This is a genomic window from Candidatus Paceibacterota bacterium (assembly GCA_030583745.1).
In the GTDB taxonomy this organism is placed as follows: domain Bacteria; phylum Patescibacteriota; class Minisyncoccia; order Phycocordibacterales; family BOKC01; genus BOKC01.
The window spans coordinates 550,963-563,429 of the sequence record CP129473.1; the positions used below are offsets into that span (position 1 = coordinate 550,963).

Annotated in this window: 13 protein-coding genes; 8 read left to right on the plus strand and 5 right to left on the minus strand. The window is 39.2% G+C overall.

Annotated features, from left to right (window positions below; translation table 11 throughout):
- Positions 1 to 52: 52 nt before the first annotated feature.
- The 4 genes from QY304_02925 to QY304_02940 form a co-directional block, all read right to left on the minus strand.
- Positions 53 to 1,624 carry a YifB family Mg chelatase-like AAA ATPase gene (locus QY304_02925; protein ID WKZ26322.1) on the minus strand — a complete coding sequence of 524 codons (1,572 nt, stop codon included), beginning with the start codon at positions 1,622 to 1,624 and terminating at the stop codon, positions 53 to 55.
- 19 nt (positions 1,625 to 1,643) lie between these two features.
- Positions 1,644 to 2,018 (minus strand): TraR/DksA C4-type zinc finger protein, encoded by a 375-nt coding sequence (locus QY304_02930; GenBank protein ID WKZ26323.1) that lies wholly within the window; start codon positions 2,016 to 2,018, stop codon positions 1,644 to 1,646.
- A 336-nt stretch (positions 2,019 to 2,354) separates the two neighbouring features.
- Positions 2,355 to 3,284 carry a hypothetical protein gene (locus QY304_02935; protein ID WKZ26324.1) on the minus strand — a complete coding sequence of 310 codons (930 nt, stop codon included), beginning with the start codon at positions 3,282 to 3,284 and terminating at the stop codon, positions 2,355 to 2,357.
- A complete protein-coding gene (locus QY304_02940) occupies positions 3,244 to 5,391 on the minus strand; it encodes a polyribonucleotide nucleotidyltransferase (GenBank protein WKZ26325.1) in 2,148 nt (715 codons plus the stop codon). Before QY304_02940 ends, QY304_02935 begins: the two co-directional genes overlap by 41 nt.
- A gap of 208 nt (positions 5,392 to 5,599) precedes the next feature.
- Here QY304_02940 and QY304_02945 point away from each other — a divergent pair, with 208 nt between their 5' ends.
- The 7 genes from QY304_02945 to QY304_02975 all read left to right on the plus strand — a co-directional run bounded on the left by QY304_02945 (position 5,600) and on the right by QY304_02975 (position 10,956).
- Positions 5,600 to 5,854 carry a DUF378 domain-containing protein gene (locus QY304_02945; GenBank protein ID WKZ26326.1) on the plus strand — a complete coding sequence of 85 codons (255 nt, stop codon included), beginning with the start codon at positions 5,600 to 5,602 and terminating at the stop codon, positions 5,852 to 5,854.
- A gap of 94 nt (positions 5,855 to 5,948) precedes the next feature.
- Positions 5,949 to 7,151, plus strand: coding sequence for a GspE/PulE family protein (locus QY304_02950; GenBank protein WKZ26327.1), 1,203 nt, complete (start codon positions 5,949 to 5,951; stop codon positions 7,149 to 7,151).
- The gene (locus tag QY304_02955; GenBank protein WKZ26328.1) at positions 7,144 to 8,238 is read left to right on the plus strand and encodes a type II secretion system F family protein; all 1,095 of its coding nucleotides are present in this window, start codon (positions 7,144 to 7,146) and stop codon (positions 8,236 to 8,238) included. The genes QY304_02950 and QY304_02955 overlap by 8 nt, the downstream gene beginning before the upstream one ends.
- Positions 8,207 to 8,683 (plus strand): hypothetical protein, encoded by a 477-nt coding sequence (locus QY304_02960; GenBank protein ID WKZ26329.1) that lies wholly within the window; start codon positions 8,207 to 8,209, stop codon positions 8,681 to 8,683. Before QY304_02955 ends, QY304_02960 begins: the two co-directional genes overlap by 32 nt.
- Positions 8,680 to 10,083 (plus strand): hypothetical protein, encoded by a 1,404-nt coding sequence (locus QY304_02965; GenBank protein ID WKZ26330.1) that lies wholly within the window; start codon positions 8,680 to 8,682, stop codon positions 10,081 to 10,083. The genes QY304_02960 and QY304_02965 overlap by 4 nt, the downstream gene beginning before the upstream one ends.
- Positions 10,083 to 10,565 carry a hypothetical protein gene (locus QY304_02970; GenBank protein ID WKZ26331.1) on the plus strand — a complete coding sequence of 161 codons (483 nt, stop codon included), beginning with the start codon at positions 10,083 to 10,085 and terminating at the stop codon, positions 10,563 to 10,565. The genes QY304_02965 and QY304_02970 overlap by 1 nt, the downstream gene beginning before the upstream one ends.
- A complete protein-coding gene (locus QY304_02975) occupies positions 10,549 to 10,956 on the plus strand; it encodes a hypothetical protein (protein WKZ26332.1) in 408 nt (135 codons plus the stop codon). Before QY304_02970 ends, QY304_02975 begins: the two co-directional genes overlap by 17 nt.
- Before the next feature lie 4 nt (positions 10,957 to 10,960).
- Here QY304_02975 and QY304_02980 read toward each other — a convergent pair whose 3' ends face one another.
- Complete coding sequence (locus QY304_02980) at positions 10,961 to 11,662, minus strand: RsmE family RNA methyltransferase (protein WKZ26333.1); 702 nt, start codon at positions 11,660 to 11,662, stop codon at positions 10,961 to 10,963.
- A gap of 56 nt (positions 11,663 to 11,718) precedes the next feature.
- Here QY304_02980 and clpP point away from each other — a divergent pair, with 56 nt between their 5' ends.
- The gene (gene clpP, locus QY304_02985) at positions 11,719 to 12,303 is read left to right on the plus strand and encodes an ATP-dependent Clp endopeptidase proteolytic subunit ClpP (GenBank protein WKZ26334.1); all 585 of its coding nucleotides are present in this window, start codon (positions 11,719 to 11,721) and stop codon (positions 12,301 to 12,303) included.
- Positions 12,304 to 12,467 lie beyond the last annotated feature (164 nt).

Consider the following 12,467-nt stretch of genomic DNA (forward strand, 5'->3'; position numbering starts at 1 on the left):
AGAGGTCTGAACCCACACCCCGCACGCGAGTGTGGGGTTTCTTATTTAAATACTAAAAATCGTTAATCTTTTTCGGCCGGTATTGCAGGGCCTCAAGTAAGTGGTTTTCTTTTATTTCCTCCGACTCTTCAAGGTCGCCAATCGTGCGTGATAATTTTAAGACTTTATGGTACGACCGAGCTGATAAATCAAGCTTTCGGGCAATGTCGTTAAATTTTTTTTGTAATTCTTCCGGAATCGTCAAATATTCAATCAAATTTTTAGCTGAAAGCCGACTATTGGTTTTTATATTTTTTAAACCAAGTTTTTCAAATCTGTCTTGCTGAAATTTTCTGGCTTTGACGACTCGTTCTTTGATTTTTTCTGTCTCGCTTTCTTTTCTTTGCTCCGAAAGTTTTTCATAATCAACTTTTGAGACTTCAAGCCATAAATCAATCCGATCCATGATTGGCCCTGAAATTTTTCTTTGATAACGACTGATTGCGCTTGGTGGGCAAAGACAATCTTTACCCTTAACTCCAAAATTTCCGCAGGGGCAAGGGTTCATGGCGGCGATCAAGATAAAGTCAGCCGGGAAAAGTGCCGAACCCTTACTTCGAGAAACGTTTATAACTCTTTCTTCAAGTGGTTGACGCAGGGATTCTACAACTCGTCGGTCAAATTCTGGAAATTCGTCCAAGAAAAGAACACCGCGGTGAGCTAGGGTTATTTCGCCGGGTTTGGGAATTTGTCCTCCACCGCCAACAATAGAGACGTGTGATGATGTGTGGTGGGGTGAACGGAACGGCGGATGAACAATTAATGGCTCTCGCAAACTGCCGGCCACCGAATGGATTCCGGTGATTTCCAGAATTTCTTCAAAAGACATTGGTGGTAGAAGGAAGGCGAAAGCTTTGGCCAACATGGTTTTGCCGGTGCCCGGCGGGCCATACATAGAAACATTATGTCCGCCGGCGGCAGCAATTTCCAAACCACGTTTGGCACTCTCTTGACCGCGAACATCAGCAAAATCAATTGAATAATACCTTGCTTCCGTATTAAATTTGGTTTTTGGTTGGGGTGTAATTTTTGCTTGCCAGTGCTCTTCTTCAAATTTCTCACTCTTTTTTTCGTTGACGTGCGCAACCACTTCTTTTAGGTTTTTGGCACCAAAGATTTTTAGCCCATTTATCAATCCGGCTTCCTTAGCATTTCCCTTTGGCAAATAAATTTCTTCAAATCCTTGATTTCTAGCTTCTTCAGCTAATGGCAAAACCCCTTTCAGTGGTTGAAGTTCGCCGTTCAACGATAATTCTCCCAAAAATAGTTTTTTGTCTGGATTAAATTTGATTTCTTCTGCGGCCAAAAGGTATCCTAGGGCAATCGGCAAATCAAAAATTGGCCCTTCTTTTTTTAGGTCGGCTGGGGCCAGGGAGACAATAACTTTTTGATTTTTGGTTTTAGGTGAGCTGAATCCTGTGTTTTTTATTGCAGCTGAAACACGATCTTTTGATTCTTCTACTGCTTTGTCGGGCAAACCAACAATTGAAAAAGAGTTTAAACCTTTTGATAAATCTATCTCAACACTGATAATTTTGGCTTTCAGTAAAACATTTTGGGCACTGAATACTTTTGCAAACGCCATAATTATCTTTGCTTTTTATTTAGTTATTCATATGCTCTTTACAAGTTTCGGCCGCAGGGTTGGCTTCCAGCCGGTCGCGCTCGATCGGCTCGCCAGAGATTTTGCAAAAACCGTAACTACCATCCTCTATCTTTTTTAGGGCATTTTTGACATTGTTGAACCTGATTTCCAACTCATTTAAAATACTAGCGTTCTCTCTGTAGGCCTCATAGGCGTCTCCAACTTCATTGGCGTCAGCCGAAGAAACTATAATTTCTGCCGGTCTTGCCTCCCAGTCTTCTTTGTTATCAGGGTTTATTCTTCCAACACTCTCCAATTCTTCTATTAGAATCTTTTTTTCTTCCTCAAGTTTTTGTCGGAGGTGTTCAAGGTCTAAATCGTTTCTTTTTTGCATATTCAAATAATAGCATGAATTAGTCGGTGGTTAGTAGTTTTTAGAAAAATTATCAAAAAAGAAAAGTAGGGACCGGTTTTGCTATATTAGGATCCTTAACGCACTAGGGGCCGGTTTTGTTACACCCCACACAACACAATTCTTTGTCATTAAAATAAATTTTTACCAAAAATAACTCTTTACAAATAAACCACTAACCAAAAACCATTAACTCTATTTCAAACAATTTAAGACGTCCGTCCTAGATTGTTTGAAAACCAAAATAATTGAATTATTAATATCAAATGCATCAAAATCAAATTCTCAAAATTTTGTTTGTCCAAAACAGTGAAATTTTTATCTAACTGAAATAGTAAACCTGTTCAGAATTTCCCGAAATGCTTCTTCTCTGTCGGTGATAACCAAGTGTTGATTATCTAAGAAAGAATACAAAACAATTGTTTCTCCGCCTCGGGCACGCAAAATTCTTAAATCGCGATTTCTGGATGTCGCGTCTTCAAAACCGCTTCTCGACTCCAAATCCTTAGCCAAGATGTCTTTAAGATCTTTTGCAACATTTTTTTCCCAAGAAAACATTCCAGCAAAGGTGTGGTCGAAAGACTCAATTTCTAAGATAACAAACGGCGAAAGGGTTTCTGTGGATACAAAACCAAAGATTGCTTTGTCGCCAAGAGCTCTTAAAAGAGATTGTGGCGCGTTTTCTGCAATTGACACAAAGTCCTTTGCGCTAATTGGAATTTCTCCGCCCGGAGTTTTTTGAGTCAGATAAATTATGTTTATACCGCTTTGGACATCTTCTTTTTGAGAATTAATAGCAGAAATTAGCGTGTCTTTTTTTAATTCAGAAATAGAAACCACCTTTAAAGCGTCTGCGCGAATTATCGTGTCTTGTATTTGTTGTTCTGGTTTGACAGGGACTGATTTTATTATTTTTCTCTCTCTAATCACTCTTGATATTTCCAAAGAAACAAGAATCATACCCAGGACAACTAGAAAGACCAACCCACCGATGATAATTTTTTTCATCAAGAGGGGTTCTTTTCGGAAGTTTCTTTCTTTTTTCTTCGAAGTGTTTTTTTTCTGCTCTTCTAGGTGGATTTGAGCTTTTGAAGCCTCTTTGTCTCGTATAAATTCTGCTAAATCGCGCTCGTAAGTTCGTATCGGCTTAACAACTTTGAAATAATTTTCTTGGTTGTTGGAAACACTCGCCTCGCGATTTTGTTTTTTACTTTCTTCCGGTGTCCATTTCTGGTTTTCTAGAGTCATTGTTTGATAATTTGTTTTTTATGAAATCCGGATCAGCTTCTTTCAGTGAAAGCTTTATCCTGTCTCTTTCGTCAATCTCTTTAATTATAACAGGTATTTTTTCTCCTAGACTTAAAACTTTTTCTATTCTTTCAATTCTTGTCGGCGCGATTTCCGAAATATGTAATAAGCCCTCGGCGTTTACTCCAATCTTTACGAAAGCCCCGAACTCAACGATTTTTGTTATTTCGCCAATATATTTTTCCCCAGCTTTATATTCTTTTGTCATTTCCCTAACAATAATTGCGGCTTTTTCAGCCCCGCCGTTTTTGCCGGTGATGAAGACACTACCGTCGTCCTCAATGTCAATTTCCGTCTCGGTAGCTTCTCTGATTTGGTTTATGGTTTTGCCGCCAGAGCCGATGACTAGTCCAATTTGATCCGGCTTTATTTTGACTATGACAATTTCCGGAGCATTTGGTGAAATTTTTTCACGAGGTTTAATAATTTCACTTTCTATTTTGTCTAAGATTTGCAATCTCGCTTCTTTACCCTTTTGGAGTGCTTCTATCAGAATCTTGAGTGGTACACCGTGGACTTTGACGTCCATCTGAACGGCTGTGATCCCTTCTCGCGTGCCGGCAACTTTGAAATCCATATCCCCATGATGGTCTTCTGGGCCTTGAATATCGGTCAGGATTTTATACTTTTCTTCATTTTCCATCATAAGTCCGACTGCGATGCCGGCCACCGGTCTTTTTATTGGAACTCCGCCGTCCATTAAGGCCAAAGTGCCGGCGCAGACTGAAGCCATTGAGGTTGAGCCGTTGGAAGCAAAGCATTCCGAGACCAGACGAATCGTGTAAGGAAAATCTTCTTTGCTCGGCAAGACGGCAGACAAAGCTTTTTCTGCCAAAGCGCCGTGGCCGATCATTCGTCGGTTAAAACCGCCAACTCGTCCGGTTTCGCCTGTTGAAAATGGCGGGAAGTTGTAGTGATGCATAAATCTTTTCTGGGATTGGAATTCCATGGCATCTATTATCTGCGAGTCGCTTGGCCCGCCGAGCGTCAAAGCCGAGAAAACATGCGTTCCGCCTCGGTAGAAAATTCCTGATCCGTGGAGAATTGGTGAAATTCCTCCGGCCTTAGCAAAAATCGGCCGGATTTCATCAAGTTTTCTACCATCAGCTCGTTTTTCTTTTTCAATTGCCTCTTTGTGGATAAGTTCGTTGGTTTTTTCTTCGTAATATTCTTTGGCCAAATTAATATCAATTCCTGGCGCTTCTTTAACAAAAGTTTCAATCCATATTTCTCCTAGTTCGGAGATTTTTTCCTTAGAACCGCTAAAAAGATATTCCGACATTTTTTCTTTGATATGTTTGTCAAAAACTTCAGTCAATTCTTTTGGAAATTCGGCTTTTTCCACCAACATTTTTTCTTGGCCGATTTCTTTTATGATATTTTTTTGAAATTCTTGGAGTTTATTGATTTCTGTCAAAGCTAGCTCAAAAGCTTCGGCGAGTTCGCCTTCTTTTATCTCTAATGCTCCAACCTCAATCATATTTATGCTGTTTTCTTTTCCACAACAGAGAATATCAGCGATAGAATTTTCCTCGCGCTCTTTATAAGTCGGATTTACCTTTAAGCGAGAATCGTCTTGGTTTTTGCCGATTCTGACAGCGCTGACTGGCCCGTTCCACGGAACTTTTGAGGTGCCCAAAGCCAAAGAGGCACCAATAACTGCTAAAACATCCGGATCGTATTCGCCGAGCGACAAAACGGTGATGATGACTTGAACTTCGTGTCGAATATGTTGTTCAAACAGCGGTCTTATGGTTCTATCAACTATTCTGCCGGATAGGATCGCTTCTTCAGTTGGTCTCCCCTCTCTTTTGTTAAAACGTCCGCCTAGAATTTTGCCGACAGCGTAGAATTTTTCTTCAAAATCAACGGTTAAAGGGAAAAAATCTATGTTGTCTTTGGGGTATTTTGAGATTACGGATGTTGCCAGAATTACGGTGTCACCCATTCGTACCATTACCGAACCATTGGCTTGATCGGCCAAATTATTGAATTCAACTGATAGCTTTTGACCGGCGAGATCAAGCTCGTATTCTTTTTTGTCCATTTTCTTAACTCGCCTTCGGATTCTAGTTAGAAACCTGAAAGGGGTTTCTCCCTATCACCGAAGACCAGTAATTATGAGTAATAAGAAAAATATAACAGATTATCCACTTTTCTGCCATTTTCAAAACCGTTTTTGTATTTTTTGTTATAATAAGATTGTTATTAATTAAAAACGGTCGATTAAATTTTATCAGCTACTTTTACAAAAAATGAAAAATAGCGCTTTAAATTGGATTGTCTGGATTTTGTTGGTTGTCGGTGGTCTTAATTGGGGTTTGGTTGGCCTCGGTTCTTTCATGGGTGGCAACTGGAATGTCGTCAACTGGATTTTCGGTTCATGGCCACTTGTTGAGGGCTTGGTTTATGTTTTGGTCGGTCTTGCTGCAGTTCTTTTTGTTTTCAGCGGCCGATGTCGTACCTGCATGCCGAAAGGTTCCCAAGGCGGATCTGCTCCGATGGCTTAGTTTTACTTGAATTTCAGCCGTAGTTGATCCGAACTCCGATTCGTTTTTTTGGGTCGGGGTTCGGCGACACGGTATTTTTTACGCTTAATACTTTATGTTGGAAAAAATTTCCAACCTGTCTTTTAAAAAGGAAGATGGCGGAAGCGACATCTTAGAGATTTTGATAAAAGAAGCTTTTGAGTTGAATGCTTCAGACATCCACATTGATCCGACAAGTACCTATTTGAATATTCGTTTCAGAATAGATGGTGGCTTATACAGACTACCCTCTGTTGATTTGGAAAAACATTCTGAAATCATTTCTAGAATTAAGATTTTGGCTGGTTTGCGGATTGACGAAAGAAGAAAGGCGCAAGATGGGCGGATGCGCTTGGAATTTCCAGGTGGTAAATTTGTTGATATCCGAATTTCAATGGTCCCCTCTTTTCACGGTGAGAGTGCTGTTTTAAGAATGCTCTATGATCGGGACGAGGCAATGAATCTTTCCTTTTTAGGTTTTGGAGACGAGAATCTTTTAAAAATAGAGAGGGCGATAAAGAAGACTGGGGGTATGATTTTATCAACGGGTCCGACTGGTTCGGGGAAAACCACCACCTTATATTCCATACTTAAGGTCTTGAATAGAGAAGATGTTTCAATCGTTACTATAGAGGAACCGGTTGAATATTCTATCCCAAATATAAGGCAGATTCAGGTTGATTACGGTTGCCAATTAAATTTTGCCAATGGTCTGCGCTCTATTTTGCGGCAAGACCCAAATATAATAATGGTTGGTGAAATTCGTGATAAAGAAACTGCCCAAATTGCTGTTAACGCAGCCCTTACTGGTCACCTCTTACTCTCAACTTTGCACACCAACGACTCCGTGGCCACCTTGCCACGGCTCATTGATATGGGCGTTGAACCTTTTCTCTTGGCGTCAACTTTTAATTTGGCAATCAACCAAAGACTTGTCAAAAAGATTTGTCAAAATTGTAAAGCTGAAATGGAGATAAAAGATAAACAAAAGCGCTCGCTTGAGGAACTTTTGGGTCAAGCTTTACCCGACTCACCCTTTTACAAGGGTTTAGGATGTGAAATGTGCCACAAAAGCGGATATTCTGGTCGGACTTTGGTTGCAGAAGTTTTAAGCGTGGATGAAGAAATTCGCCGGCTTGTTATCGATAAAAAATCAGCCGGGGAAATCAGGCGAATAGCGATAAAAAACGGGATGACACCACTACTTCACGATGGAATTTTAAAAGCTTCTCTTGGTATCACTACATTAGAAGAGGCTTTGCGTGTTGGTTATGAATAAAATCTTTGATAAGTTAATAAATTTTAAAAAGATTCGTCGGCAAAAAATCAAAATCAGTTTGCCAGAGCAAATTAGTTTCGCCAGTCGACTTTCCTATCTTCTGGATTCCGGAATTCCAATTTTAGAATCTATCAGAATTCTTGAAGTCAAAACTAAAAGTAAGCGGGTTAAAGATTTTTATAAAAAGATTTCCGAAGAAATCTCTTTGGGTCGGTCTTTGTCGCAAAGCTTGAGGCCGTATTTTGACGGCTTTGCTTTGAGTGTTATAGAGATTGGTCAGCAGGGCGGGTTTCTGGGCAGTAATTTGAAATATTTGGCGGAGGAGTTAAAAAAGAAAAAAGAATTGCGGAAAGGGGCGATTCAAGCCCTCGTTTACCCTTCTTTTATCGCTCTTTCAACCTTGGGAATCATTATTTTTTTGTCAATGTATATTTTCCCAAAAATTCTACCTGTTATTTCCGGGCTCAATATAAAATTACCGCTTAGTACTCGTGCTGTTATATTTTTTAGTGATTTTTTAAGTCAGACATGGTTTTACTTCCTGATTCTTATTGTGCTTTTCACAACTCTGTTTTTTTGGGTGCTCAAAAAAAACGATAAGTTTAAGTTTTTTGTCCACAAAAAGATTTTTCGAATCCCTTTTTGGGGTGGAATTTACCGAGACTGTCTGCTGGCAGGTTTCTGCCGAACTTTTGGAATGTTGCTACAGGCCGGTCTATCTGTGGATCGGGCGCTGGAGATTTCTGAATCGGCTACTAGCAATCTTTTTCTTCAGTCAAAAATTTGTGAAATTCGTTCTGGTGTTTGTCGTGGTGTCAGTCTCTCTAGCTTTCTGTTTGCCGATAGCAAATTTTTTCCTTCCGATATTTCCGAGATGTCAGCGGTTGGCGAGAGAACCGGAAATCTAGCATCGGTTTTTATCAGTCTTGGCGATTTCTATAGCGAACAGTTTTCCGACCAAATAAAAAGAATTTCTTCGGTGATAGAGCCGGGACTACTTGTTGTCGCCGGTCTTTTGGTCGGTTTTGTTGCTGTCTCAATAATTTCACCTGTCTATGAAATCACAAAAAGTTTCCACCAAAGGTAATACTTTGCGCCTTGCCGGATTTTCAATCGCAGAAATTTTAATCGCTCTTTCAATTTTCTCTTTGGTCTTGTCTGGCGGGTTTTTTCTTAATCTAGACATGTTTACTGTTGGAAATTTTTTGGCGGAAGAAAAAGTTTTACGCGCTCTGTTAAAAGAGTCTCGAAGTCGAGCTCTGGCAAACTTTAATGAAATTTCTCACGGAGTCTTTGTTGGGTCTGATAAATTTTTCATTTTTGCTGGTGAAGACTTTTCCAATTCTGAAGTTTTGGAAGAATTTAACAGAAATAAAAAAGTGAAAATCACTCTTGATGAAGAAGAAAATTTTGAAATAGTTTTTGAAAAACGTTCGGCGCGAGTAAAAGAAAAGAAAGAAATCATGATTTCTGACGGAGCGCGTAAAAGTTTTATTTTTATTGGTCTTGAGGGAGAGATTAAATTGCGATGAGTTTTAGAAATAAGAATGTGAAAAGTTCTGGTTTTAGTATTTTTGAAATTCTCATCGCTCTTTTTATTTTTGCTTCAACCGTAGCGGCAGTTTTTGTTTTGATGTTTGGCAATCAGCTAGCGGTCATTAAAGCCGGAGTTTTTCAGGAACTTTTGGCGCGCTCACAGTTTGCGCTTGAGAGAGCTAAAGCCGACGCCGTTTTAGATTTTGAAGAAGTCTCATCTTGGAAACAAACAAAAGACGGGTTTGAAACGGAAAGAGAAGTTTCTTTGTTTTATGAGCACACAAAAGCTATTAAGACCACCACCTCTTCTCTCACAGATAAAAACTCTCGCCCCTCTGTTTTGTCAGTTTTAGTTTCAGATTGGCAGAGCAGTATCGGACAATCAACTTGTTACAGAAAATTACCGCCAGCAAAAAAATATAAAATTCTTGGAGAAGCGTTCTCACTGCCAGGATCAACGTCTGCGTCAGGCGTGGATGTCTCTTACGGCCTTGCTTATGTCACCCTGGAGTCTGGCGCTGGCAACAATTTTTTAATTGTTGATGTGAGAGATCCAAGCGATCCTTTTTTGTTTGAATCTTTGGCAACAGGACTAAGGTTGAATTTTCTACGTTCTGCTTCCGGCTTTGTCTTTCTCGCCGCCCATTCGCTTGCTTCTCAATTACAAGTAATAAATTTGTCGGATTCGTCTATCTCTAATTTTAAAATTAGGTCAGACGATCCTGAAATCAAAGACCCCGGTCAAGGTGTGAGCTTACACTATTCAAAAAATAAAATTTATTTAGGAACGGCGGCGTCTGAAAATTACGGACCGGAATTTCATATTCTGGACGTGAAAGACCCCCTGAATCCGAATCTAGTTTGGTCTTGGGACATAGGCAGTCGAGTTAATGACATTGTTGTGAAGAATAACTTTGCTTTTTTGGCCTCGGTCAATCCGCACCCGTTAAGAATCGTTGATTTGAATAGCCCGCAATCCGAACCGATTAAGATTTCGGTCGATTCTTCCAGCAACCCTAATCATTCCGGACAAAAATTATTTTTATTAGACGATCTTCTGGTATTAGGTCGATCTGTTTTAAATCCAAATGACGATTACAATGAGCTTTTGGTTTTTAATATGAAACAGCCAGAATCGCCTGAATTTATTACTGGATTATCAATCAAAGAGAGTGTGCGAGACTTAATTTTCAGAGAAGGTTTGATTATTGCAGTAACAACTTTTGACAATGAAAACAAAATTAGGTTTTTTGATTTCCAAGACGGTGTTTTGGATGAAAATTCTTTTAATATAGAACTACCGGGGAAACCGACTTCCTTGGATTGTGAAGATGACATTTTTTATGTTGTGACAGAACAGCCAAGTAAATTAGTAATAATCGCGCCGGAAAAGTAATGAAACGAACAATTAGAAATAATGACGGATTTCTTTTACTAGAAGCAGTTATCTATTTGGCGCTCTTTTTGGTTTTTGTTGGAGGAGTCGCTTCCAGTTTTTACCACTTATCTTTTTCAGACCAAGATTTATCAGAAGAAGTGTTGGTCATTGACGAAGCCGAATTTGTTTTGAAAAAAATAAATTGGCTTTTGTCCGACACCTCCAAAGTTCTTAAGCCAGCGTCTGGTGAAACGACTGAATATCTTTTGATAAAGGATGAATTTGAAAAGACTACAAAAATTTTTCTAGACAACGGATTGGTTGTTATGGAAGTTGATGAAGAAGAAATTTTTTTGCATGACGAAAAAGTGGTTTTTGAGAATTTGAGATTTTTTAATCATTCCGATGTGCCAGTTCAAAATTTTTTAGTCGAGACCAGTTTTATGGTCGGAGGTCGACAGTTTCAATCAGCTCGTTTTGGTTATGAAAAAACAAATTAGAAAGAAAAAAACCGAAGGATACGCAGCGCTTTTGGCAGTGGTTATAATTTCTTTTATGGCCTTTACCGCGGTTTCTTCTTCGTCACTTGAAGGTATTAAAAGTTTTTTCGGAGTTTTGGACAGAGAGAGTAAAGAAATCGGATTCAATTTAGCACTCTCTTGTTTTGACCAAGCGGTTTTGCGGGTTGTTCAAAATCCGAATTGGCAACCAAGTTCTACTTCCGAAGAATTGTTTTTAGATGGTGGGACGTGTTTGATAAAAGAAATTAGTTTTTTAGATAATCAGAATTTTAAAGTTATGACCGAAGCCAAAGTTGGCAAAACCCACACTTCCTTAACCGGAGTTTTTGATTTGTTAAATTTTGAAATTATTTCTTTAAAAGAAATCTAAATTTTCAGTTTAAAAGAATCTTAGCGGTGATACTGATAGCGGCAGTTTCAGTCCGCAAAATCTGATTGCCAAGCGAATAGACTGGGATATCGTTATTTTTAAAACTCTCAATTTCTTTTTGTGCGAAACCGCCTTCCGGGCCGATGAAAACACCAGCTTTGTTAAATCGGATTTTTTCTAATGAAAATTTCTCACCTCTTGGGTCAAGGGCGAAGTAAAAAATATCAGAAGCTCTATTTTTTATCACCTCACTTAAAATTCTCGGTTCACTGATTTCTGCCAACATATTTTTGCCTGATTGCTCCGCCGCTTCTTTTATTATTTTTCGGCTTCTTTCCAAATTGATTTTTTGTTTGATACTCCTTTCAGAAATTATCGGCGAGAATTTTTTAACACCCAGCTCAACTCCCTTCTCCAGAATCCACTCAAATCGATCTTTTTTAATAAAAGCTGGGAAAAGTTCAAGTTCAAACTTTATGCTTTGTTCCACTTTTCTTTTTTCAACGACTGAAAATTTCGCGCCATCTTTACTAAGATTTTCTATAACACACTGAAATTCAAAATCACCGCCGTCAAAGAGAATGACTGAACCGCCAGTTTTTAGTCGCAGAACATTTTTCCATTGATTTATCAGATTCTTTTCTTTCACGACTATTTCCTGCTTCTCGTTTATTTTTTGTTCTATAAAAAAGCGATGGACTTTCATGGGAATTTTTGATAAATTTCAAACATTATAATAATTGTAGATTCCATAAAAACAAAATGCTTATACCAACAGTTATAGAAAAAAGCCAATTTGGCGAAAGGGCCTACGACATCTATTCTCGGCTCCTAAAAGAAAGAATTATTTTTTTGGGTGGGCCGATTGACGATTATGTTGCTAACTTAGTTATTGCCCAGCTTTTGTTTTTAGAATCAGAAGACAACAAAAAGGACGTGTCTTTGTATATTAACTCTCCAGGCGGTTCGGTAACTTCTACTTTAGCGATGCTCGATACCATGAACCACATAAAACCGGATGTCGCTACGGTCTGTGTGGGTATTGCCGCTTCAGGTGCTGCTATTCTTCTTTCTGCTGGTGCCAAAGGTAAAAGATTTGCTCTGCCAAATTCTGAAGTTATGATCCACCAGCCATGGGGTGGGGCGCAAGGTCAAGCAACGGACATAGAAATTACCGCTAAACAAATTTTAAAAACCAGAGACAAATTAAATCAGATTTTAGCCGAACAAACCGGTCAGTCGTTGGAAAAAATCAAAAAAGATGTGGATCGCGACTATTTTATGTCGGCGGAAGAAGCCAAAAAATACGGAATTATAGATAAGATTCACCAACCAAAAAGTTCTTGATTTACTTGCGTCTTGTTCCCTCTTTGTTATACTTAATTTGTCTGTTCTAGGTTTTGCAGGTTGTCCAGTTGGTGCCTGTCGGTCAAAGGTCTGACGCTCAATCGGCTCTAGACCGGCCACCCGCCCTGTGGGGCAAGAAAACGGGTAAAACTGGCTCCTGCGAA